We start from the raw sequence: 24,067 nt of genomic DNA, 5'->3' as shown, positions 1-24,067 counted from the left end.
GCAAAGCAAGACGAAAGCGGCGCATCGATGCGCCGCTTTTTTGTTAACGCTCGACCGCGTAGCCGACCGGTAGCGTCAGCACGACAGCGAACCCTTCACCGGACACATGCTCGAACGTCATCTGCCCGCCATGCGCGTGGATCACTTCGGCGACCATTGCCAGACCGAGGCTGGCGCCTTCGCGTCCATCGGCGCGCGACGAGAACGGGGTTCGCACGCGCTGCCATTCGGATTCCGGAATGCCCGGGCCGTCGTCGAAGAAGCGCAAACGCCACTGGTCGTCTACACGCATCACGTCCACGTGCAGTCGATGCGGTGCGCCGTACGCCAGCGCATTCATCAACACGTTCTTGATCGCTTCGCGCAGGCTCAGCGCGTCGCCGACGATCATGCACGGTTCGTCGGGTGCATTGAGCGCCACATCGATATCGCGCGTGGCGTACGACAGCGTCTCGCGCATCGCTGTCTGCAACAGCTCGTTCAGATCGACCGGCACCGGCGCGACACTCTCGGCCCGATGCTGGACCATCGCGTGATTGATCAACTGGTGGATGAGACCGCCCAGCCCGCGCGCCTGCTTCTGGATGCGTGCGATGTGCGTCTGACGCGCCGCTTCGTCCTGCGTCTGGCTCAGCATTTCGGCCTGCGCCGTGAGCGCCGTCACGGGCGTACGCAATTGATGCGCAGCATCGCCGATGACGCGACGCATCAACGCGCGCGACGTTGCCAGCCGGCGCATGAAGTCGTTGATCGCGCTCACGAGGGCAAGCGTCTCTGCCGGCACGGTGACGGCAAGCGGTACGAGATCGTTGGAATCGCGTTCGCGGATGGCCGCTTCGATCTGCTTGAGCGGTGCGAGCGCCTGACGCAACGTCCACAACGCGGCGAGCATCGTCAGCACCCCGGTCGCGATGGTGATGAGCAGCGTGTTGTCGGCCAGCCCGCGTGTGAAACGCACGCGGGCGTTCTGCGTGTGCGCGAGTGCGACGACCGCCCACGGGTGCGCGGCGGTCACCGGCATGCGACGCCCCACGATGGCGATGCGGATCGGCATCTCCTGATAGGTGCCGTCGAACACGATCGGGCCGTCCGCGAGCTTGTCCCACGGAATCGGCGGACGGAACTCCGAGTCCCCCGCCACCGAGCGGCCATTCGGATCGAGCACGGTGTAGAAGATCTGATCGCCGGGCGCGAGCGCGGAGAACGCGGCGAGCGGCACGTCGACATTCACTTCGCCGTTCTGGTACCACGTGTTTTCCGCGACCTGCAACGCGCTGCCGAGCAGCCAGCGATCGTAAGCACGGTCGACGGCCGAGCGCGTGGAGAACCAGATCCCCAGCAGCACCGCGATCACGGCAAAGGCCAGCACCGCACCCATGCGGATGACCAGACGCAGGTAGAGGGAACGGCCCGGAACGATCATGACAGCACGAGTTGGTAACCCAGACCGCGCAGCGTGCGTATCTGGAATTGCGCCGTCGCCAGCTTCTTGCGAAGCCGGGCGACGTATTGCTCGATGGCGTTGGCGTTCGGCGCAGGCTCATCGCCATACAGACGGTCCATCAGTTCGTCCTTGCCGAAGATGCGGCCCGGACGCCCCGCAAGAATTTCCAGCAGCGTCACTTCACGACGCGTCAGCTCGATCGGCTGTCCGTCCACTTCGACCCCGCGACTCTTGCGATCGAGCGTGAGATTGGCACAGGTCAGACGGTTGGTGGCGTCCTGCCCCGTGCGACGCATGAGCGCCCGCACGCGCGCTTCCAGTTCGCGAAAATCGAAGGGCTTGGTGAGGTAATCGTCTGCGCCGAGATCGAGCGCCCGCACACGTTCCTCGATCTCCGCACACGCGGTGAGCATCAGCACGCGCGTGGACAAGCCGCGCTCGCGCACGCGCTTGAGCAGTTCGAAGCCGTCGACGTGCGGCAGCATGACGTCGAGGATCAGCAAATCGTAATCGTCGCCGATGCGCGTGGCGGCTACCGCACCATCCGTCTCGCAATCGAGGGCATGGCCAAGCTTGCGCAACTGGGTAGCAATGGCTTCGGCGACATCGGCGGTGTCTTCCACCAGCATGATGCGCATGGGGTATCTGTCTCCTTCCTTCGGCTCGGCTTGTGTGCCGTTTTCGCCCTTTCTCGCCGCGCATGCGTTGCGCCATCCGGCATCCGTCGAGCGCAACCGCACCGCGGGGGTCGTCCCCGGCATTCTCTAGCAATTCGCCCGCGCCTTCCTCAGTGTTTCCCCTGAATTCAGGCGCTCCGCGCGCGGGATGTCAGGTTGGCTACAGGTTCGGTACTTAGTATCGAGCCGATTATAAAAGCACCTTTCAGGAGACACGCAATGCCTCATGCACATGATGCAGGCCCCCGCGCGGGCGCTGCCGGGACGATGTCGTGCGCCGTGCCGCCATTGCTCGAAATCGACGGCGTCACGCTGCAATACAAGACCGACGACTATCTCGTCACCGCCGCCCAGCAAGTGAGCTTCAACGTCTATCCGGGCGACCGGTTCGTGCTGCTCGGCCCGTCGGGCTGCGGCAAGTCGACGTTGCTCAAGGCGATCGGCGGGTACCTGCCGCCGGTTCACGGCGAGATCCGATTGAAGGGTCGCGCGATCAGCGAACCCGGCCCGGACCGCATGATGGTCTTTCAGGAATTCGACCAGTTGCTGCCGTGGAAAACGGTGCGTCAGAACGTGGAATTCGCGCTCATCGCCAGCGGTCGTCTGAAGGGACGCGAAGCCGCCGAGCGCGCCGCGCACTACATCGAGAAAGTCGGCCTAGCGAAGTTCATCGACAGCTATCCGCACACGCTGTCGGGCGGCATGAAGCAGCGCGTTTCCATCGCACGCGGCATGGCGATGGAGCCGGACGTCCTGCTCATGGACGAACCGTTCGCCGCACTCGACGCCCTCACCCGCCGCAAGATGCAGGACGAACTGCTGCGCCTGTGGGACGACACGCGCTTCACGGTGCTGTTCGTCACGCATGGTATCGACGAAGCGATTCGCATCGGCACGCGCATCTTGCTGCTCTCGCCGCACCCCGGACAGGTCAAGGCCGAGCTCAACAGCATCGCCCCCGAACACCTCGGCACAGCGCAGCAAAGCGAGCTTGAAGCACGCATCGACCAACTCCTGTTCGCCACTCACTGAGGATGACGGCCATGAACGCTATTCCTTCGCATCCTTCGCAACACGCGTCGTCGTCCAACGCCGCCAGCGCCCCCACGGCGTCGAATGCCCGCATCGAGCCGGTCTACCGCCCGGAGTTCGTGCTGGAGCCGGTGCAGGCCGAACTGTCGTCGATTCAACGCCCGCTCTCCACGTTCGAGACGCTCTACCGCCTGAGCTGGCTGCGCAAGACGGTCATTCTCTGCGTGCTCGCCATCATCTGGGAAATCTACGGCCGCTGGCTCGATAACGCCTTGCTCTTCCCGAGCTTCACCGACACCGTTGCCGCCTTCGCGAGCGGGCTGACGAGCGGCGTGCTGCTGCTGCGCGCGGCGGTCTCGCTCAAGACGTTGCTCATCGGGTACGGCATCGGGATTGCGCTCGCCGCGGTGCTCACGACGGTCGCCATCAGCTCGAAGATCGGCAACGACCTGCTGGAGACGCTTACCGCGATGTTCAACCCGTTGCCCGCGATTGCGCTGCTGCCGCTCGCGCTCATCTGGTTCGGCCTGGGCAACGGCAGCGTGATCTTCGTGTTGGTGCACTCGGTGCTGTGGGCGGTCGCGCTCAACACGCACAGCGGCTTCCGTGGCGTGTCGAAGACATTGCACATGGTCGGGCAGAACTACGGACTCAAGCGCTTTGCGCTCGTGCAGCACGTGCTGATTCCGGCCGCGTTCCCGAGCATTCTCACCGGCCTGAAAGTGGGCTGGGCCTTCGCGTGGCGCACGCTCATCGCGGCCGAACTCGTGTTCGGCGTGTCGTCGGGCTCCGGCGGTCTGGGCTGGTACATCTTCGAGAACCGTAACTCGCTGGAGACGGCCAACGTCTTCGCCGGACTGTTCTTCGTGATTCTGATCGGACTCGCGGTCGAGAACCTGCTGTTCGCACGCATCGAAAAACGCACGTTGCATCGCTGGGGGATGCAGCACTGACACCCGGATGAGGCCGATTTTTCGGCTTCGTCCGATTGACGCCCCCTTAGCCGCTTGATGAATAATTCCAACCTGAGTCAAAGAAGACCGGAGACACCCTCACCATGAATCGACGCAACTTCGCCCGTTGGGCCAGCGCCCTCACGCTCGCCGCCACGACCGCACTCTCCACGCTCGGCAACGTCGCGCATGCCGAAGCCAGCACCGTGCGCCTGTCGCACGGCTACGGCATCCTTTATCTGCCGCTGATGGTCATGCGCGACCAGCATCTCGTCGAGAAACACGCCAAGGCGCTGGGGCTCGGCGACGTGAAGACCACCTGGACGATTCTCGATGGTGGAAATGTCATCAACGACGCGATGCTCGCCGGCAACCTCGATGTCGCGGGCACCGGTGCGCCGGGCTTCGTCACGCTGTGGTCGAAGGCGCACGGCATTCCGCGCTCGGAGGTGATCGGCTTGTCGGCCCTGTCGACCGGACCGCTCTGGCTCAACACGAACAATCCGAACATCAAGTCGCTCAAGGACTTCACGCCGAAGGACAAGATCGCGATTCCGGGCATCAAGACGTCGCTCTCCGCCGTGCTGCTGCAAATGGCCGTGGCGAAGACCTTCGGCATCGAGAACTACGCGAAGCTCGATCCGCAGACGGTCAGCCTGAGTCACCCCGAAGCGGTGAGCGCACTGCTCTCGGGCAAGACGGAGATCACCGCGCACTTCACCTCGCCGCCGTTCTCGTATCAGGAGGTGAAGGACCCGCGCATCAAGCGTGTGCTGAATTCAACGGACGTGCTCGGCAACATCACGATCGACGTCGTGTTCGCGCCGAAGCAGTTCACGGTGCAGAATCCGAAGCTGGTGCAGGCGATTCTGGCCGCTCAAGAGGAAGCTGCGGCTTACATCGCGAAGGATCACGTGGGCGCTGCGCAAACATTCCTGCGCGTGTCGAAGATGAACCTGCCGCAAGCCGAGATCGAGCAGATGCTGGCCGACCCGGGACTGCAATTCACGACCACGCCGAACGGCCTGATGCAGTACGTGGAGTTCATGGGACGCGCGGGTACGATCAAGACGCGCCCGACGAAATGGAGCGACCTGTTCGTGCCGCAAATGGCGGCGCGTCAGGGGAGCTGAGGCGCGTTTAGGCTGGTGGCGTTGGTTGGGGCTGGCTGGGGCTGGTTGACGACTGAGGTCGGCTGAGAAGCTGGCTGAGGCGGATAAGCGGTCTCCCGAGGGTGTCGGGACGCCGCCACCGACCCCGATGTCGTCAAGCCGCAACCGTCCCCGAGAGGGTGGCGGGCAAGGCACCGCGCAGGGCATTGCAGACGACAATGGCCTGCGCCGAGAGCAGATCCTCGCGCGTGATCACGGCTTCCACCGCAGCCCACGCCGGATCGTGCAGCATGACGCTGCGCATCACGCCGGGCAGCACACCCGATGACAACGGTGGCGTCGTCCAGATGCCCTGACGCTTGACGAAGACGGAGCTGCGTCCGCCTTCGGTCAACTCGCCCCGGTCGTTGAAGAACAGCACGTCGAACGCGCCTTGTGCTTCGGCAGCTCTCCATGCGGCGTCGTACCGTGCGCGCACCGTGGTCTTGTGGCGCAGGAACAGATCGTCCGCCCGTGTGGGGCTCGCGGCATCGGCCAGCAACACGGCCACGCCGTTGCCCGGAAGCGGGTTGAGTACACCGTGCGTGATCGACGCCGTGCCATCGTGCGACAACGCGAGACGCACCCGATGCATCTCGTCCTCATTCAGCGTCGCGACAACCGCGTCGAGTTGCGCACGCAGCGCAGCCTCGTCGAACCGGAAACCGAAGTAGTGTGCCGACGCCTGCAAACGTGCCAGATGCCGCGCGAGATGCGCCACACCGGACGCCTGCATCGCCTGCATCGTCTCGAAGATCTCGAAGCCCGGATCGAGCGCACTCAGGAAACGCGCCTTGAGTTTGCACTCCTCGCGCTCTTCCGCCGCCTGGCTGTCGAGCACGATGCCCGCGCCCACACCCAGACGACCGCGACGCATGCCGCGCACGTCGGGTGCGTCGAGTTCGAGCGTGCGAATGGCCACCGACAGGCAGAAGTCGCCCAGCGCCTGCAGGTCGTCGGTGCGAGCGTCTAGCCAGCCGATCGCGCCCGTGTAAAGGCCGCGCGGCGACGCTTCGAGCTGGCCGATCAACTGCATCGTGCGATGCTTCGGGGCACCGGTGATCGAACCGCAGGGGAAGAGCGCGCGCAGCACGTCGGCGAAGGTTGTGGTGTTCGGCAGTGAAGCCGTGACCGTCGACGTCATTTGCAGAACGCTTGCGAAGCGCGTCACCTCGAACAGCTTCGGCACCTTGACCGAACCTGAGACGGCGAGACGGCCGAGATCGTTGCGCAGCAGGTCGACGATCATCAGATTCTCGGCGCGGTTCTTGTCGTCCGCCGCGAGATCGGCGCTGCGTTGCGCATCGATGGCGGCGTCGCCGCATGCCGGCGCCGTCCCCTTCATCGGACGCGCTTCGACCTGTCCGCGCGAATGACGGAGGAACAACTCGGGCGACAGCGAGAGGAACGCGCGTCCCGACAAACCCCGTGCGCCCGGCAACATCACCAGCGCGCCATACGGCACCGGCTGGCGCGCGCGCAAGCGGCGGTACAACGCAATGGGTGAGCCGAACGTGTCGAAGTTCAGGCGATAGGTGTAATTGATCTGATAGCACTCGCCTTGCGAGAGCCATTCGTGGATGCGCGAGATGGCGTCGTCGAATGCCGCGTCGCTGACGTCTGCCCGCAAAGCGCCAATCCCGGCGACACCCGGTGATGCGAGCGCCGCAGTGTTCGACATGCTCGACACGTTCGATGTGTTCGGCGTGTTCTGCGTGTTCTGCGTGTTCTGCGTGAGCGTTGGATTCGCCGTGCTCAACGCTCCCGACGTACCGGTCACTGACGGCGATTCCACACTGCCATCGTCGCCCGCAGGCATCGCTTCGTGACGCGCCAGCCACGCCTGCGTCTGCATCGCGTCGAGCCGCTGCAAATCTGCGAACAACAGCGCACGCAACTGCCCCGGCGCGCGACGCGTCGCCACCGTGTGCACGCCGTTCGCGCGCACACCGAATTCGTAATCGACCAGCAGCACGGCATGCAAGCCGTGACGCGTGGCGTCTTCCACTTCGCGAAGCGCGTCGGAAAGCACACCGGGCTCGTCGCAAGTTACCTCGCGTACGAGCCCGGTATACAGACGCGCCCCACCGGCCGGGTCCGCGCTGTCGTCCAACAGCGCGAACGCGGCCATAGGCGCTTCGGTTTGCATGGAATTACTCGAAGAACTGCTTCACGCGGTCGAACCAGCCCTTCGACTGCGGGCTGTGACGCGCACCGCCTTCCTTCAGGGATGCATCGAAGTCACGCAGCATTTGCTTCTGGGCGTCGTTGAGCTTGACCGGCGTTTCCACCTGCACGTGAACGTACAGATCGCCCGGGTAGCTCGCGCGCAGCCCCTTGATGCCCTTGCCGCGCAGGCGGAACGTCTTGCCCGTCTGCGTGCCTTCCGGCACTTCGAAGGTCGCCTTGCCGTGCAGCGTCGGTGCGTCGATATCGCCGCCCAGCGCCGCCGTGGCAAACGAAATCGGCATCTGGCAGTGCAGATCGTCGCCGTCGCGCTCGAACACGTTGTGCGCCTTGATGTGGATTTCCACATACAGGTCGCCCGCCGGACCGCCGTTCACACCCGGTTCGCCGTTGCCGGACGAACGGATACGCATGCCGTCTTCGATACCCGCCGGGATCTTGATCTCCAGCGTCTTGGTCTTCTTGATCTTGCCCGAGCCGTGGCAGTTCGTGCAGGGCTCAGGAATGTACGAGCCGGTGCCGTGGCACTTCGGGCAGGTCTGCTGAACGCTGAAGAAGCCCTGCGACATGCGCACCGAACCCGCACCGTTACAGGTCGGGCAGGTCTCGGGCTTGGTGCCCGGCTTCGCGCCGTTGCCGTGACAGACTTCGCACTCTTCCCAGCTCGGCACGCGAATCTGCGTGTCGAAGCCGTTCGCCGCCTGCTCGAGCGTGATCTCCATGTTGTAACGCAGATCCGCACCGCGATACACCTGCGGACCACCGCGGCCGCCACGACCACCGGGGCCGCCCTGACCGAAGATGTCGCCGAAGATGTCGCCGAACGCATCGGCGAAGCCGCCGAAGCCCTGACCGCCGGCACCGCCGAAGCCGCCCATGCTCGGGTCCACGCCCGCATGACCGTACTGGTCGTACGCGGCACGCTTCTCCGGCTCGGAGAGCATTTCGTAGGCCTCTTTGACCTCTTTGAACTTGTCTTCGGCGTCTTTGCTGTCCGGATTGCGGTCCGGGTGATACTTCATCGCCAGCTTGCGATACGCCTTCTTGATCTCGTCGTCCGAGGCGTTCTTGGCGACGCCAAGGACTTCGTAGTAATCACGTTTGGCCATAACTCTTTCCAATGTTGGCGCATGTCGCCATCAGGCAAAAAGCCGGGTCGACATTCCCCTTGCGGAGAACCTCGATACCCGGCCCACACGCGAAGCCCCGGCGGGGCCCCGCGCGCCATGCACGCTTTACTTCTTGTCGTTGACTTCCTTCACTTCGGCGTCGACGACGTTATCGTCATGCGGCTTGCCTTGCTCGGCGCCTGCGGCACCCGCAGCACCGGCTTGCGCCTGCATGTCGGCATACATCTTCTCGCCGAGCTTCTGGCTGGCGGTGCCCAGCGCTTCGACCTTGGCGTCGATATCCGCCTTGTCCGAACCGCGCAGGGCGTCTTCCAGTGCCGTGATGGCCGATTCGATGGCTTCCTTCTCCGAAGCTTCGATCTTGTCGCCGTACTCGGTCAGCGCCTTGCGGGTGCTGTGCACCAGCGCGTCGCCCTGGTTGCGGGAATCGGCCAGCTCGCGCGCCTTCTTGTCTTCTTCGGCGTTCAGCTCGGCGTCCTTCACCATTTGCTCGATTTCAGCGTCCGACAGGCCCGAGTTCGCCTTGATGACGATCTTGTTTTCCTTGCCGGTTGCCTTGTCCTTCGCGCCAACGTGCAGAATGCCGTTCGCGTCGATGTCGAAGGTCACTTCGATCTGCGGCGTGCCACGTGGGGCGGGCGGAATGCCCTCGAGGTTGAACTCGCCCAGCGACTTGTTGCCGGCGGCCATCTCGCGCTCACCCTGATACACCTTGATCGTCACGGCCGGCTGGTTGTCGTCCGCCGTCGAGAACACTTGCGAGTGCTTCGTCGGGATCGTGGTGTTCTTCGTGATCATCTTCGTCATCACGCCGCCCAGCGTCTCGATACCGAGCGAGAGCGGGGTCACGTCGAGCAGCAGCACGTCCTTACGGTCGCCCGAGAGGACCGAGCCCTGAATCGAGGCACCTGCGGCCACGGCTTCATCCGGGTTCACGTCCTTGCGCGGATCCTTGCCGAAGAACTCCTTCACCTTCTCCTGCACCTTCGGCATACGGGTCATACCGCCGACCAGAATCACGTCGTCGATGTCGCTGACCTTCACGCCGGCATCCTTGATGGCGGTGCGGCACGGTTCGATCGTGCGCGAGATCAGATCTTCGACCAGCGCTTCGAGCTTGGCGCGCGTGATCTTCAGGTTCAAGTGCTTCGGACCCGAGGCATCTGCCGTGATGTACGGCAGGTTGATTTCGGTCTGCTGGCTCGACGACAGTTCGATCTTGGCCTTTTCGGCAGCTTCCTTCAGGCGTTGCAGCGCCAGCACGTCCTTCGACAGATCGACGCCTTGTTCCTTCTTGAACTCGCCGATGATGTAGTCGATGATGCGCTGGTCGAAGTCTTCACCGCCCAGGAACGTGTCGCCGTTGGTCGACAGCACTTCGAACTGGTGTTCGCCGTCCACATCCGCGATTTCGATGATCGAGATGTCGAACGTGCCGCCACCCAGGTCATACACCGCGATCTTGCGGTCGCCGCCTTCCTTCTTGTCCAGACCGAATGCCAGTGCGGCAGCCGTCGGCTCGTTGATGATGCGCTTGACTTCCAGACCGGCGATACGGCCGGCGTCCTTCGTGGCCTGACGCTGGCTGTCGTTGAAGTAGGCCGGCACCGTGATCACGGCTTCCGTGACCGGCTCGCCCAGGTAGTCCTCGGCGGTCTTCTTCATCTTGCGCAGCACTTCAGCGGAAATCTGCGGCGGGGCCAGCTTCTGGTCGCGCGCTTCCACCCAGGCGTCGCCGTTGTCGGCCTTGACGATCTTGTAGGGCATCAGCGAGATGTCCTTCTGCACTTCCTTTTCTTCGAAGCGGCGGCCGATCAGGCGCTTGACTGCGTACAGCGTGTTCTTCGGATTGGTCACGGCCTGACGTTTGGCCGGTGCACCGACGAGGATTTCACCGTCGTCCATGTAGGCGATGATCGACGGCGTGGTGCGAGCACCTTCCGCGTTTTCGATGATCTTGACCTGATTGCCTTCCATGACGGCCACGCACGAGTTCGTGGTGCCCAAGTCGATACCGATGATTTTGCCCATATTAATTTCTCCTAGCGTCCTTTGCGTCTTTCCGTTGGGCGTGTTGCCCATTCAATTCATTGATCTGCACGAGATATGGGTGCAGCCAGGAACATTTCAAGACCCTTCTTGCAGCCCGGTTTTGCCCCCCGCTGCCGCGATCCTGTCGCGCGCCGCGGCCACCGCCAGCCGGAACTGGGGCAGGCCCTGCCAGCCGGTCGCCCGGCCGAGCTTCTTCCCTGCATGGAAGAAGAAAAACGTGGGCACCCCATGCAGGGCGAAGCGGCGTCCGAGGGCCATGTCGGCGTACACGTTGGCGTGAAACCAACGCAGCCCCAGCGCTTCGATGGCTTCGCGTTGCGCCAGCATGGTCTTCTTGGCGACCTCGCAGTTGAAACAGTCGACGCCCCAGAAAAACACGACGGCGAGGTCATCCCCCGCCTCGCGCAGCCCGTCGTCGAACGTCCCGGCGGTCAGCTCGCGCATCGAAAACGCCTCGAATGCCGTGCCGTCCACACCTTTCATGCCCGGAAGATCGCCTGCCATGATGGTAAGTCTCGAATGTCCGTCTGCCCGTCGGCTCCGGCCGCCGCGTCGGGGTTGAGCCCGGCCGCCCGTGCCTGCCGTCCCGCCTTGTTCCAGCCTGCCCCGGTCATTCCCGGCCATTCCCGGGAGTCCGAAGCTTGCCATGATGTCATGACATGAACCCCCGGCGTCCGATGCCGATTGGCCGGACCGGACGGCCGGACAGCGTCGTGCTTACTTGCCTGCCGCGACGGTCACGAGTGCCGGACGCAGCACGCGGTCGGCAATCAGATACCCCTTTTGCAGCACGGCCACCACGGTATTCGGCTCCTGATCGGCCGGCACCATCGAGATGGCCTGATGTTGATGCGGATCGAACTTCGCGCCGGCTGGGTCGATGACCGAGACCTTGCTGCGCTCCAGTGCCGAGACCAGTTGGCGCAGGGTCAGGGCGACGCCCTCCTGCAGCTTGGCCACGTCGCCGCTCTTGTCGGCGGCAGCGGCTTCCAGGCTGTCGATGACCGGCAGGAGGTTCTCGGCAAAGCTCTCGACCGCGAATTTACGGGCCTTGGACACTTCCTCTTCCGCACGGCGGCGGATGTTTTCCATCTCGGCGCGGGCGCGCAGCGCTTCGTCGCGCAGTCCCGCCGCTTCAGCCTGAGCCGCCTGGAGCTGCGCCTCGACCGAGGGCAGCGCGTCGTTCGCGCCCGCAGCGTCGGTCGGGGCCGCTTCGGCCTGGGACGGAATCGGCTGATCGGGGGTGTTTTGCTGTTCAGTCATGAGCTTGAGTCGTCAAAAGGTTCTTGCAGCGCACCACGACGATGCGCCGCCGGTTCAAATCCCTTTGGATAGTAGGGGCGTTCACACCGATTTCAAGAGCTGGCGGGCATTCTGTGCGCCATGTCGGTGCGCGCGGCGTGCCGGCAAATATCCGGTTACACGCGTTACGAGTCCTCTATTGTATCGGCCGTTGCTGCGACCTAACATGAATAACGGTCCGGTTGATGGAAGTGCCCTGGTTGGATTTGTCGCTTGCCCTGGTCGATGACATCGTTGACGCCATTGACTCACTCGATCTCCGGGCCCGGCCGCTCACCGGGCAACCTCGCGTCCGGTGAAGTGTTCTTAAGGAGCGCATCATGAAGCTGCCACTGGCTGTTGTCTTCATCCTTGCGTTGGTGACGACGGTAACGATCACGATCTGCCTGTCCGGCGCAGTGACCCGGCGCGACACCGAGTACGGTGGCGTGCGGGCCGTGCTGCATCACTTTGTGGAAATGCCGGGCATGCCGGGACACTCGTCGAGTTCGAATTCCGGAATCCCAACGCGTTGATCGCCTCCGGGGGGCATGACCCTTGCGGTCGTGCGCGGTGCCGTTCCCCGGGCGGTTCCGCTCAACGCGGAACCACTGATTTTCGCTCCCTCCCCCGCCCGCCGCTGCGCGTTTCGCCAGCGGCGGCGTTCATTCAGGCGCACGTTTCGGCGATCGTTGCGGCGCTCACCCCCCCGTTGAGGGCGACGACGACCGGCGTGAGACCGACGCGAGACGGTGCTTCGGCCTACTCGCCCACGCCGCCGAGACGCCGCCGGTCCCGCTTCGTCGGACGCCCATGCATCTGCGCGGCGGGCTCCTGATACAGACGCCGGCGCTCATGCTCGTCGGCACGGGCCTGAACACTCGCTTCCGTCTCTTCGTACAGCGACTGCGCCACCGGCGCCGAGCCGCGAACCTCCGCGATGGCCTTTACCCGGACTTCCCAGCGCGTGCTGCCGTTGTCCACGGACACCACGTCGCCCGGACGCACGTCACGCGCCGGTTTGACCCGCGCTTCGTTGCACAGCACACGGCCCCGGTCGACGGCCTGTGTGGCGAGCGAGCGCGTCTTGAAGAAGCGCGCCGCCCACAACCATTTGTCGATCCGCGTGGCTGCGTGCGGAGAATCGTCGACCTTGACCGTCACGTGCGTGCTCCTTGCTCACCCTGACTCTGCATCTGTTCCTGCGCCGCGGCCGCCGCGGCCGCACTGGCTTCCTCGAACGCCGCCACGGCGGCGACCTGGCGCTGACGGGTCGACGCCACCGCTGCGGCCGACGCCTCGGCCTCACCCTGCGGCGAAAGCACCGGCCAGCCTTGCAGATGGCGTGCCGCGATCTCACCCAGCGCCGTGATCCATGCGCTCGCGCCGTTCAGACATGGGATGAAGTGGAACGACTTGCCGCCCGCCGTCAGGTACGCATGGCGGCCTTCCATGTTGATTTCTTCGAGCGTCTCGAGGCAGTCGGACGTGAAGCCCGGGCAGAAGACGTCCACACGCGGCGTACCGCCACGGCCCAGTTCTTCGAGCGTCGGCGCGGTGTAAGGCTGAAGCCATTCGGCCTTGCCAAAGCGTGACTGGAACGTGAGGCGGCAGGTCGTCTCGTCCAGACCGAGCGCCGCCGCGAGCAGACGCGCCGTCTTCACGCACTGATCGTGATACGGATCGCCGAGGTCGAGCGTGCGGCGCGGCACGCCGTGGAAGCTCAGCAGCAGACGCTCACCCGCCGCGAAATCCGGCCGTCCGTGTTGCTGCCAGTAGCCTTCGACCTGCTGACGCAGCGCCTCGATGTACGCCGGGTGATCATGATAGTCCCGCACGGTGCGCACGTCCGGCTGGTTCCGCAAACGCCCGAGCACGCGAAATACGGCGTCGCTGGCGGTCGCCGTCGTGCTGCTCGAATACTGCGGGTAGAGCGGCAGGACGAGAATTCGCTCGACGCCGTTCTGGCGCAGGGCGCGGATGCGCTCGGGAATCGACGGATTGCCATAACGCATGGCGTAATCGACCACGACGTCGTAGTCGTTCGCATGCAGCAAGGCGCGCAGGGCGTTCGTCTGATGTTCGGTGTTGACTTTGAGGGGCGAGCCGTCGCGGGTCCAGACCGTGGCGTACTTCTGGGCAGACGAACGCGAACGGAACGGCAGAATCACCAGCCGCAGCAGCGGTTGCCACACCCACGGCGGGATTTCTACGACACGCGGGTCCGAGAGGAACTCGCGCAGGTATCGGCGCACGGCCGCAGGACGCGGCTCGTCGGGCGTGCCGAGGTTAATCAGCAGTACGGCAGTCTTGCCGGACTGGCCATGCGAAATGGGTTCGGGATCGAAGCGCATGGAGCGTACTTTACCGCAAACACGGCGCAAATCCGGTGGGTGAGATACGCGAAATGACCGCCAGCATGGGCCAGGGGACGGCCAACATCCGGCCCTTGGCCCATATGACGGATATCAGGCAGATGTCGCGGATCGCGGCGGATCGCGGCGGATCGCGGCGAATCACCGCGATTCGCGATGCATCAGCCATGCCGCGGCGCGTCGTCACGGGCGGGACGATGGTCCGCGTTGGGGTGTTCGTCATGATGAACCGCCCCGTGCGAGCCCTCCGGCCGGTTCTCCCGGGGCGTTGGTTGCGGACGCTCCTGCGGTTGCGAATGCGGCTGAGCCTGCGGACGCTCCGGTTGCGCCTGGGGCCTCGGCGCCGGTGCCGCCCGCTCGACCTGCGGCTCGGGGCGCGGCTGGGCACGTTCCTGCGGCGGCGCGCGTTGCGGCTCGGGACGCGGCTGCACGCGCTCGACCGGCGGTTGCGGTTGTGCACGCTGCTGAAGCGGCTGCGGTTCCGCGCGCGGTTGCGTCTGCCACTGCTGGGGACGGCGCGCCGGCTCGGCGGCTTCAGGCTGCACGCGCTGCTGCTGTGGCGCAGGCTGCGCGCCACGCGCTTCGGGTTGCGCCACGGCCGGTGGCGGCGACTGGCGGCGGGTCTGCATGTCGCGCTGCGCGGCCTCGTGTCCCGGTTGAGGAACGGCCTGCGGCGCTTCGACACGTGTCCCCGGCTGACCTTGGACGCTCACGCCCGGCGGATGAGGTACGCCGGATGGCGCCGCCTGCCCTGTCCGCCCATTGCGGTCATTGCGGTCATTGCGGTCATTGCGGTCATTCGGTTGGGCCTGCACCGTCGGCTGTCCCGGATGATTCTGATAATTACCGTGCCCCGGATAGGCGGGATAGCCCGGCTCATTCGGTGCCCCCGGAACTCCCGGAACTCCCGGAACTCCCGGCGTCCCCGGCACACCGGGCTGCCCCGGAACCCCGGCGTGACCGGGCGCGCCCGGCACCCCTGGCTGGCCGGGTACGCCCGGCGCGCCATGCATCGGCGGGACAGCCCCCGTCGCCGGAAGTGCGCCGTGCGCGGGCGTCGCGCCCAACGCGCCGGTCGGCCCCAAGGCTGGCTGCGCAGGGAGCGCCCCATTTGTCCCGATCGGCGCACCGACGGGTCCACGCGTACTGACAACCGTGACTCGCGGCGCCACTGGCGCTGGCCCGTTCGGCCGTCCCGCACCGGGATTGCGGACCTGCTGACCGTTCTGGCCGAACACCAGCGGCGCACCGCCAGCGTTCGGTACCGCATGCAGATTGCTCGTCAGCTCGCGCGACGGGGCGCCGCGCACGACCGGCGCACGCGTCGCCAGCACCTGCCGGTTGAACACGCCCGCCGGCGGTGCGCCTGCTGCCGGACGACTGTTGCCGAACACGCTTTGCTGCACCGGCGCCACGCCCGGCGTATTGCCCACACGCCACGTCTGCGTGCCGCGCGGCGGGGCCGCCAGCGCCGCAGGGGCGCCGACGGCGCGTCCCTGCACGAACGCCTGTGCAGGCATGGTCGACACGGCGCCGCGCACGTTCCGGTTCACGTAGACGTTATTGATATTGGTGATGTTGTTGGTGACATTCGTCGTGCGCACGATCGTCGATCGATTGATGTTCGTGACGTACGACGAACTAGCGTGGTACGCCGGACGGTACGGGTCGTGCGGCCCGAGCGCGAACCATGCGAGCCCGACACCACCGGCCGCAAACGATACGCCCCACGGGTTGCCGCCACTGTTGCCGCCGACCCAGCCGACCAGCGCCGGCGCATAGACCGGACGCACCGCCACCGGCCCCGGCACCCAGCACCAGCGCGCATCGACGTAAGCCCAGCGCCCGTAGTGATACGGCGCGAAGCCCCACGGCGCCTCGTCCACCCAGGTCCAGCCCCACGGATCGACCCAGACCCAATGGCCCGTGCGATACGGCGCCCAGCCAGACGGCACGTTCGACGGCACCCACACCGAGCCGTAACTCGCCGTCTCCTGCCACGAGCCGTAGTCGTCGAGGCTCTCGAAGCCGGTCATGTCACGCGGCACGTAGCGCGCAGACACCGAGGCGTCCTCACGGGCATCGCGATCGCGCATCCACTGATCGAAGACGTCGGCCACGAGCGGGCCGGTCTGTTGCTGCGTCAGGTTCTGGCCCACGAATGCCACACGCTGCCCTTGTTGCAGCGGTACCGACGCGCCCTGCCCGTACGCAGTCCCCGCGCCACGCCAGACACTCACCGTCGTCACGCCATTCGGATCGACGTCGACGCGGTATTCGCCCACCTGCGAGGGCACGAACGCCAGATTCGGCGTATCGATCTCGTACGGCTGATTCGGATCGAGGTTGCGCAGTCGCACGCCCACCGTGCCCTGCGTTACGTTCAGTTGCACATTCTGGTCGGTCACCGCCGAGAGCGTAACGCTCGTCGAAGCGCCCATGCGCACCGCCGTGCCGCCCACGTGCATCTCCGCACGACTGTTGCGGTCGACCCAGACGGCGTCGCCCGTGGTGAGCGGCCGGTTGCGGTCGGCGTAGCGCCACTCGCTATTGCCGGAAGCCGAATAAGGCGCGTAGGTGACGGTGCCGTCGAACTCGCTCAGGCGGGCCACCCGCCCGGGAGGATCGGCGCTCTGCGCCTGTGCGAGCGCAGGCAACCCCGCCGCCCCCAGCACACCCAGCGCCAGCCCGACGCCGAGAGAGCGAACCATCGTTCGCCAGGAAATCAGGGATTTCATAAACACTCCGGGCTCTTTTCGATAGGCACACCGTATGTGGCGTTCGCCATGACATCGGTCACATCGCCGGTCATCAGGTCGGTTCGCCACCGTGTGGTTCTGTCCGAATCCTCGGGCGGGCATCGGACCGTCGGCTCACCGGCGCACCACGAGGGACACCTTGAGCGTAAGCCCACGGCGTGTGACAGCGTGTAAAGGAATGCTACGGGGTTGTAACCGAATCAGTGCTGGCTCAGTGCGTTCGAGAGCAGCTTGGCGGTGATGTCGACGATGGGGATCACGCGTTCATAGGCCATGCGCGTCGGTCCGATCACGCCGAGCGTACCCACGACCTGACCGTCGACTTCGTAGGGCGCGGTGACGACCGTCATTTCCTCGATGGGCACGAGGCTCGACTCGCCGCCGATGAAGATCTGCACGCCGGACGCCCGGCTCGACACGTCGAGCAATTGCAACAGGCCGGTCTTGGACTCGAACACGTCGAACAGCTTGCGCAGCCGCTCCATGTTCGACGACAGATCTTCCACGCCCAGCAGATTGCGCTCGCCCGAGATCAGCACGCTCTCGCGCGTGGTGTCGGCCATCGCATCGCTGCCGGCCTGCACCGCCGCCTGCATCAACGCGCTCATGTCCGAGCGCAGGGCGTCGAGTTCGCCACGCAAGTAAGTGCGCACGTCGTCGAAGCTGTGGCCGCCGAAGTTGGCGTTCAGATAGTTCGCCGCCTCGACCAGTTGCGCCGGGGAATAGTCCTTTTCCGTCAGGATGATGCGGTTCTGCACGTCGCCGTCGGGCGTGACGATGATCAGCAGCACGCGCTTGTCGGACAGGCGCAGGAACTCGATGTGGCGGAAGGTCTGGCTGCGGCGCGGCGTGAGCACCACGCCTGCGAACTGCGACAGATGCGAGAGCACCTGCGCGGCAGACGCGACCAGTTGCTGCGGCCCGGCCGGTTGCAGGCTCGTCTGCACTTGCGACGCCAGATGGTGCACGGCCTCTTCGAGCGGGCGCACCGAAAGCATCGTGTCGACGAACAGACGGTAGGCGCGCGGCGTCGGCACACGGCCCGCAGACGTATGCGGGCTGGCGACGAACCCCAGCGCTTCGAGGTCGGCCATCACGTTGCGGATGGTCGCCGGGGACAGATCGAGTCCCGAATAACGCGAAAGCGTACGCGAACCGACCGGCTGGCCATCGGCGATGTACCGTTCGATCAGGGTTTTGAGAAGCGTTTGCGCACGTTGATCTAGCATGGCAAAAATTGTAACGCGAAACGTAGGTACGCGGCGCACGGTGAACCCTGACACGAGAACCGTTGCAGGCCGTGCGTGCCGATGGTTGCTGTCATCGACTTATGGTGTAATGGCGGCATGAAAACTGGGAGCCCCTTCAAGACCGTGGCGCTCGTCGGGAAGTACCATGCCGACGGCGTTGCCGAACCACTGCTCACGCTTGCGGCATGCATTGCCCAGCGCGGGCATCACGTCGTCTTCGAGCGCGATACGGCGCACAACATCGGCGCCGGCGCCGATCCGTACGGCACGCTCGACATTCAGGAGATCGCCGTCCAGGCCAATGTGGCCGTGGTCGTCGGCGGCGACGGCACGATGCTCGGCGTCGGCCGTCAGCTTGCCGCCTCGAAGGTGCCGCTCATCGGCGTGAACCACGGGCGCGTGGGCTTCATCACCGACATCCCGCTCGACGACATGCGACAGGTCGTGCCCGCCATGCTCGAAGGCCACTTCGAAGCCGAGCAGCGCACGCTGTTGTCCGCGCGCATCGAGCGCGACGGCCAGACGCTCTTCGAGACCCTCGCGTTCAACGACGTGGTCGTGAACCGCTCGGGAATCTCCGGGATGGTCGAGCTGCGTGTCGACGTCGATGGCCGCTTCATGTACAAGCAGCGCTCGGACGGGCTGATCGTCGCCACGCCCACGGGGTCGACGGCTTACGCGCTGTCCGCGACCGGCCCGATCCTGCATCCGCGCCTCGGCGGCGTGGTGCTCGTGCCGATCGCCCCGCATGCGCTGTCGAACCGTCCGATCGTGCTGCCCGATTCGAGCGACATCGTCATCACGATCACGGGCGGGCGCGAGGTCGGCGCCAACTTCGACATGCAGTCGTTTGCCGAGCTGCGTCAGGGCGACAGGATTCTGGTTGGCCGCTCCGAACATCAGGTGACGTTCCTGCATCCGGTGGGCTACAACTACTACGCCACGCTGCGCCGCAAGTTGCACTGGAACGAGCATATCTCCGACGAAGATACGCCGCAGAACTGACTTCACGCCTCACCCGACATCCCATGCTACGCAGTCTCTCGATTCGCGATTTCGTGATCGTCGATCGTCTCGACCTGGAATTCTCCGCCGGCTTCACCGTGTTTTCGGGGGAGACCGGCGCGGGCAAATCGATTCTGATCGATGCACTGGCGCTCGCGATGGGCGAGCGCGGCGACACCAGCATGGTGCGCAACGGGCAGACGCGCGCCGACATCACCGCCGAGTTTGCCGCCGACGCCGAAGCGCGCCCCGACCTCGAAGCCTGGCTGCAAGCGCAGGCGCTCACGCTCGAAGAACATGGTGGCGTGCTGCTGCGCCGCGTGCTCGATGCCGGCGGACGTTCGCGCGCGTTCATCAACGGCACGCCCGCCACGCTCACGCAGTTGCGCGAACTCGGCGAAATGCTCGTCGACATTCACGGGCAACATGCGCATCAGCAACTGCTGCGCCCCGACGCGCAGCGCCGCCTGCTCGACTCCCACGCCGGCGCCACGGCGCTTGCCGCCGACGCCGCCACGGCCCATAAGGAATGGCGACGCCTCGTGAAACGTTGCGAAGAAGCGCACGGACGCGACCGTGAGCTGCAACTGGAGCGCGAGCGTCTCGAATGGCAGACGTCCGAACTGGACAAGCTCAACCCGCAGGAAGGCGAGTGGGATGAAGTGAGTGCCGAGCATCGTCGCCTCTCGCACGCCGCGAGTCTCATCAACGGCGTACAGGGCGCGCTCGACGTACTCGCCGAAGCGGATGGCGCCGTCGTCCCGTCGCTCGGGCATGTCGTGCATCAGATCCGCGAACTGGCGGAGATCGACGCCGGGCTCGCCGATACGCTGGCCGCGCTCGAACCCGCCGAGATTCAGCTTCGCGAAGCGGTTCACTCGCTCACGCATTACGCGCAGCGCGTCGACCTGGATCCGGAGCGTCTCGCTGTGGTCGAGCAGCGCCTCGACGCGCTGCATTCAGCCGCACGCAAGTTCCGCATCACGCCCGAGCAGTTGCCCGCCGAACTCGCGGAACGCCGTGCCCAACTGGAAGAATTGACGGCGTCGGCGGACACCGCCGCCATGCAGGCCGCGGCCGACGCCGCGCACGCCATGTATCTCAAGCTCGCCAAGGATCTGTCGAAGGCGCGGGCGAAGGCGGCGGCGTCGCTCTCGCGCGAAGTCACGCGCGCAATGCAGGACCTGTCCATGCCCGGCGGCCGTTTCGAAGTCGCCCTCACGCCGACGCCCGAACCGCAGTCGTTCGGTCTGGAGACGGTCGAATTCCTCGTCGCGGGTCATCCGGGCGTGCCGACGCGCCCGCTCGCCAAAGTCGCCTCGGGCGGCGAACTCGCCCGCATCAGCCTCGCCTTGCAGGTCATCGCCAGCAGCGCGAGCCTCACGCCGACGCTGATTTTCGACGAAGTCGACTCCGGCATCGGCGGCGCCGTCGCAGAAGTGGTCGGCCGTCTGCTGCGTGAGCTGGGTCAGGGACGGCAGGTGCTGTGCGTCACGCATTTGCCGCAGGTCGCCGCGCTCGGCCATCAGCATCTGCGCGTGAGCAAGCGCAGCGACGGCGACACGACGATGAGTGAAATCGAACCGCTCGGACGCAGCGAACGTGTCGAAGAGATTGCGCGAATGCTCGGCGGTGTCGAAATTACGGCGACGACACGCAAGCATGCACGGGAGATGCTGGCGCTTTGATGCGCCCGGTCAGGCATCAGGCAGGTTGCATCCCGTCCGATCGTCAGAGACGTCAAAAGGCGCGCCTATCCGGGTCAATCGCATCGACTGACACCATGAAAAAACGAGCGGTGAATCATCACCGCCCGTTTGCATTTCGACGCTTTCGCACCATCTCGACGCTGAACCGTCAGACCGGCCCGGCGTCCGCGAACACCGAATCCCACAACGCCATCACCGCATTGCGTTCCGCCTCGATGTCGGCGCACGGCACGCGCGCCGCTTCCACGCCATCCAGACGCAACTTGTGCTGACGCTTGCGATACGTCCGATAAGCGGCGCCCGCATCGTCGGCAAGTTTTGCGTCGATCAAGCCGAGTTGCGCCGCTTCGCGCAGCAACGCGATATTGCCCGCATTGCGCAGCAGCGCGGGATGCGCGCCCGAATGCAGCAGCACCAGGTACTGCACGGTGAACTCGATATCCACCATGCCGCCCCGGTCATGCTTCAGGTCGAACAGCTTCGTCGGATTCGGGTGCCCTTCAAGCACCTTGCGGCGCATCGCCACGATTTCCTGCGCGAGCGGCAGCGCTTCGCGCGGCGTGGCCAGCACCTGCGCCCGAATATTCTCGAACGCCGCGCCGATGGTCTCGTCGCCTGCGCAGAACCGCGCGCGGGTGAGCGCCTGATGCTCCCAGACCCACGCCGTGTTCGCATTGCCTTCGCGGAACTGGTACTGACGGAAACTCTCGATGTTCGTCACCAGCAGGCCGGACAAGCCGTTGGGCCGCAGCCGCAGGTCCACGTCGAACAGCATGCCTGCGCCCGTGTGCGTGGTGAGCCACGTCACGAAGCGGCGGGCGAGCGCGGCGTAGGCGTCCGGCGCGCGGTCGTCGTCATCGTCGTAAAGGAAGATCAGGTCGAGGTCCGAGGCATAGCCCAGTTCCTTGCCGCCGAGCTTGCCGTATGCGATGACCGAGAAGCGCGGCACTTCGCGATGGCGCGTCGCCACGTGCGGCCAGACGGTCGAGATCGTCACGTCGACGATGATGTCCGCCAGTTCCGAGAGCCGGTCGCCGATGGCTTCCACCGACAGCGTGCCCTGCAAATCGAGCAGCAGGATGCGGAAGACTTCGGCGTGATGGGCGCGCCGCAGAATGTCCATCTGCACTTCGACGTTGCCCGCCGCCCCCGCCGCGTTCAGGCTCAACAGCAATTGCGTCTTGAACGACGGCCAGTCGAACGGGGCGGCGAGCGCTTCGTCGTCGAGCAGTTCGTCGAGCAGTTGCGGGTGGCTGATCAGGTAACCCGCCGCCCAGCGTGACCCCGCGAGCACCTTGACCACGCGCTCCAGCGCACGCGGATATTCGGTGAGCAGCGCGAGATAGGAGCTGCGACGGCTGATGGTCGAGAGCAGGTCGAGCATGCGGGCGAGTACGGCATCCGCTTCGCCGGTCCCCGCCGCGCCTTCGACAGCACGCTGGATGAGCTGGTCGAAGCGACGTCGGCTGATTTCGCCGAGCGCCTTGTAACGTGAGGACGTCCACACGGCGCGCAGACGGTCGAGCGCCCCTTCGGCATCGGCAAAGCCCAGTCGCGTCAACTGATTGCCGAGGTCGCCCGTCTGCGCTTCGTCCGCCAGACATTCGCTCCACAGCTCCGGCGGGCACTCGCAATCGCCCGACCCCGAGGCGCCGGCGCCGCCTTTGCCCTTCTGTGCGCCGCCATTGGCCTTGTCAGCGAAGATCTCGTCGAACTGACCGGCGACGAATTCGCGATGCTCGTCGAGCACCGTCATGAACGTCGCTTCGTCGGGGAATCCCATGGCGCGCGCGACCGCGAGACGGTCGTCACCCGGCGGCGGCAGGATGTGCGTCTGCGCGTCGTCCAGATACTGAATGCGGTGTTCGAGCTTGCGCAGGAAGACGTAGGCGTTCGCAAGCGATTCCGCCACGTTCTGCGCCAGCCAGCCGCGCCGGGCCGCCACGCCCAGCACCGCGAGCGTCGGACGCACCCGCAGTTCCGGCTCCTGCCCGCCGCGAATCAACTGGAATACCTGCGCGGAGAACTCGACTTCGCGAATGCCGCCGCGTCCGAGCTTGATATCGTTGATGCGGGCCGGTTTGGCGCGCGCACGACGCTCGGCCTCGTGGCGGATCTGCTCGTGCAGCGCACGAATCGCGCCGATCACGCCGTAATCCAGATAGCGACGGAAGACGAACGGCTGGACCAGCGAACTCAGCAACCGCTCGACACGCTTGCCCGGCTCGCTCGCCAGTTCGGACACGAGACGTCCCTTGATCCAGGCGTAACGCTCCCACTCGCGGCCCTGCACGTAGAAATACTCTTCGAGCATCGGCAGGCTGCACACGAGCGGCCCGGAGTCACCGTTAGGACGCAGACGCATGTCCACACGGAATACGTAACCGTCCGGGGTCAGCTCCGAGATCAGACCAATCAGCTTGCGGCCGAGCTTGGTGAAGAATTCGTGATTCGATAGCAGACGCAGGCGGTTGGCGAGCGCCGGATCGGCGTCGTCGGGCGCCGTGGTGTCGCCATCGTCTTCATACAGGAAGATGAGATCGATGTCGGACGAAACGTTCAGTTCGCGACCGCCGAGCTTGCCCATGCCAACCACGCCGAGCGTCTGACGCTCGCCTTCGGCATTGCGCGGCACGCCGTGAATCGCTTCGAGTTCGCGCGACAGCACCGCGATGCCCGCCTGCACGGCGAACTCGGCGAGCGCGGTCATGGCCTCGGTCACTTCGGACAACTCGGCGCGGCCGTCCAGATCGCGCTGCATGACAGCGCACAGCGCCTCGACGCGCAACACGCGCAAGGCCCGTGCCAGTCCGGCCTCGTCGATCCCGCTCACACCCGACGCCTGGTCGGGCGGCGAGAGCAGCGTGCCGGTGATGGCTTCGAAGCGGCGGGCGAGCCAGCGGGCGTCCACGGGATGCTCGGCAAGCGTGGGCAACGCCTCGGCCAGTGCCGGACGGCTCGCGAGCATGCGGGCGGCGTATCGCGAGTAGGACTGAATATCGGTCGGGATTTCGGGTGAACTCACTGGCGGGGTTCCGGTCAGCAAAGGATGGAGAGACTTT

18 protein-coding genes are annotated in these 24,067 nt (G+C 65.4%); 6 read left to right on the top strand and 12 right to left on the bottom strand.

Features of this window, described 5'->3' with window-relative positions:
* Window positions 1-43: 43 nt before the first annotated feature.
* Complete coding sequence (locus C5N93_RS08670) at window positions 44-1,423, bottom strand: sensor histidine kinase (RefSeq protein ID WP_242558958.1); 1,380 nt, start codon at window positions 1,421-1,423, stop codon at window positions 44-46.
* Window positions 1,420-2,082, bottom strand: a complete 663-nt coding sequence (locus C5N93_RS08665; RefSeq protein WP_242558957.1) for a response regulator transcription factor — start codon at window positions 2,080-2,082, stop codon at window positions 1,420-1,422. Before C5N93_RS08665 ends, C5N93_RS08670 begins: the two co-directional genes overlap by 4 nt.
* A gap of 306 nt (window positions 2,083-2,388) precedes the next feature.
* Between C5N93_RS08665 and C5N93_RS08660 the strand changes: the two genes are divergently transcribed.
* From C5N93_RS08660 to C5N93_RS08650, 3 genes are all read left to right on the top strand, one after another.
* Window positions 2,389-3,153: an ABC transporter ATP-binding protein gene (locus C5N93_RS08660; protein ID WP_242559056.1), complete on the top strand. Its 765-nt coding sequence runs from the start codon at window positions 2,389-2,391 to the stop codon at window positions 3,151-3,153.
* Window positions 3,154-3,164: 11 nt separating this feature from the next.
* Window positions 3,165-4,106 (top strand): ABC transporter permease, encoded by a 942-nt coding sequence (locus C5N93_RS08655; protein ID WP_242558956.1) that lies wholly within the window; start codon window positions 3,165-3,167, stop codon window positions 4,104-4,106.
* Window positions 4,107-4,210: 104 nt separating this feature from the next.
* A complete protein-coding gene (locus C5N93_RS08650; RefSeq protein ID WP_069342004.1) occupies window positions 4,211-5,239 on the top strand; it encodes an ABC transporter substrate-binding protein in 1,029 nt (342 codons plus the stop codon).
* Between the two features lie 133 nt (window positions 5,240-5,372).
* Here C5N93_RS08650 and C5N93_RS08645 read toward each other — a convergent pair whose 3' ends face one another.
* The 5 genes from C5N93_RS08645 to grpE all read right to left on the bottom strand — a co-directional run bounded on the left by C5N93_RS08645 (window position 5,373) and on the right by grpE (window position 11,889).
* The gene (locus C5N93_RS08645; RefSeq protein WP_242558955.1) at window positions 5,373-7,406 is read right to left on the bottom strand and encodes a bifunctional anthranilate synthase component I family protein/class IV aminotransferase; all 2,034 of its coding nucleotides are present in this window, start codon (window positions 7,404-7,406) and stop codon (window positions 5,373-5,375) included.
* Window positions 7,407-7,410: 4 nt separating this feature from the next.
* Entirely contained in the window at window positions 7,411-8,553 is a 1,143-nt protein-coding gene (gene dnaJ / locus C5N93_RS08640; RefSeq protein WP_069342006.1) for a molecular chaperone DnaJ, read from the bottom strand.
* 126 nt (window positions 8,554-8,679) lie between these two features.
* On the bottom strand, window positions 8,680-10,605 hold the full coding sequence (gene dnaK / locus C5N93_RS08635) for a molecular chaperone DnaK (protein WP_242558954.1): 1,926 nt from the start codon (window positions 10,603-10,605) through the stop codon (window positions 8,680-8,682).
* 96 nt (window positions 10,606-10,701) lie between these two features.
* Window positions 10,702-11,130, bottom strand: coding sequence for a thioredoxin family protein (locus C5N93_RS08630; RefSeq protein ID WP_242558953.1), 429 nt, complete (start codon window positions 11,128-11,130; stop codon window positions 10,702-10,704).
* Between the two features lie 213 nt (window positions 11,131-11,343).
* On the bottom strand, window positions 11,344-11,889 hold the full coding sequence (gene grpE, locus C5N93_RS08625; RefSeq protein ID WP_069342009.1) for a nucleotide exchange factor GrpE: 546 nt from the start codon (window positions 11,887-11,889) through the stop codon (window positions 11,344-11,346).
* A gap of 359 nt (window positions 11,890-12,248) precedes the next feature.
* Between grpE and C5N93_RS08620 the strand changes: the two genes are divergently transcribed.
* Complete coding sequence (locus tag C5N93_RS08620; protein ID WP_277990256.1) at window positions 12,249-12,443, top strand: hypothetical protein; 195 nt, start codon at window positions 12,249-12,251, stop codon at window positions 12,441-12,443.
* Between the two features lie 226 nt (window positions 12,444-12,669).
* Here C5N93_RS08620 and C5N93_RS08615 read toward each other — a convergent pair whose 3' ends face one another.
* The 4 genes from C5N93_RS08615 to hrcA all read right to left on the bottom strand — a co-directional run bounded on the left by C5N93_RS08615 (window position 12,670) and on the right by hrcA (window position 18,270).
* Complete coding sequence (locus C5N93_RS08615) at window positions 12,670-13,071, bottom strand: RNA-binding S4 domain-containing protein (RefSeq protein ID WP_069342011.1); 402 nt, start codon at window positions 13,069-13,071, stop codon at window positions 12,670-12,672.
* The gene (gene hemH / locus C5N93_RS08610; protein ID WP_069342012.1) at window positions 13,068-14,261 is read right to left on the bottom strand and encodes a ferrochelatase; all 1,194 of its coding nucleotides are present in this window, start codon (window positions 14,259-14,261) and stop codon (window positions 13,068-13,070) included. The genes C5N93_RS08615 and hemH overlap by 4 nt, the downstream gene beginning before the upstream one ends.
* Window positions 14,262-14,443: 182 nt before the next feature.
* Window positions 14,444-17,020 (bottom strand): DUF6600 domain-containing protein, encoded by a 2,577-nt coding sequence (locus tag C5N93_RS08605; RefSeq protein WP_242559066.1) that lies wholly within the window; start codon window positions 17,018-17,020, stop codon window positions 14,444-14,446.
* A gap of 221 nt (window positions 17,021-17,241) precedes the next feature.
* The gene (gene hrcA / locus C5N93_RS08600) at window positions 17,242-18,270 is read right to left on the bottom strand and encodes a heat-inducible transcriptional repressor HrcA (protein ID WP_069344380.1); all 1,029 of its coding nucleotides are present in this window, start codon (window positions 18,268-18,270) and stop codon (window positions 17,242-17,244) included.
* Between the two features lie 117 nt (window positions 18,271-18,387).
* On the opposite strand from hrcA, the gene C5N93_RS08595 reads away from it, so the two are divergent.
* Both C5N93_RS08595 and recN read left to right on the top strand, forming a co-directional pair.
* Complete coding sequence (locus tag C5N93_RS08595) at window positions 18,388-19,296, top strand: NAD kinase (RefSeq protein ID WP_150719669.1); 909 nt, start codon at window positions 18,388-18,390, stop codon at window positions 19,294-19,296.
* 23 nt (window positions 19,297-19,319) lie between these two features.
* Entirely contained in the window at window positions 19,320-20,984 is a 1,665-nt protein-coding gene (gene recN, locus C5N93_RS08590) for a DNA repair protein RecN (RefSeq protein WP_242558951.1), read from the top strand.
* A 169-nt stretch (window positions 20,985-21,153) separates the two neighbouring features.
* Here recN and glnE read toward each other — a convergent pair whose 3' ends face one another.
* Window positions 21,154-24,030, bottom strand: a complete 2,877-nt coding sequence (glnE, locus tag C5N93_RS08585; protein WP_301232196.1) for a bifunctional [glutamate--ammonia ligase]-adenylyl-L-tyrosine phosphorylase/[glutamate--ammonia-ligase] adenylyltransferase — start codon at window positions 24,028-24,030, stop codon at window positions 21,154-21,156.
* Window positions 24,031-24,067: the final 37 nt, after the last annotated feature.

This window comes from Pandoraea sp. LA3 (assembly GCF_022696215.1).
Classification (GTDB): domain Bacteria; phylum Pseudomonadota; class Gammaproteobacteria; order Burkholderiales; family Burkholderiaceae; genus Pandoraea; species Pandoraea capi.
The sequence above is the reverse complement of the archived record's forward strand: the minus strand, read 5'-3'. Positions and strand labels throughout refer to the sequence as shown.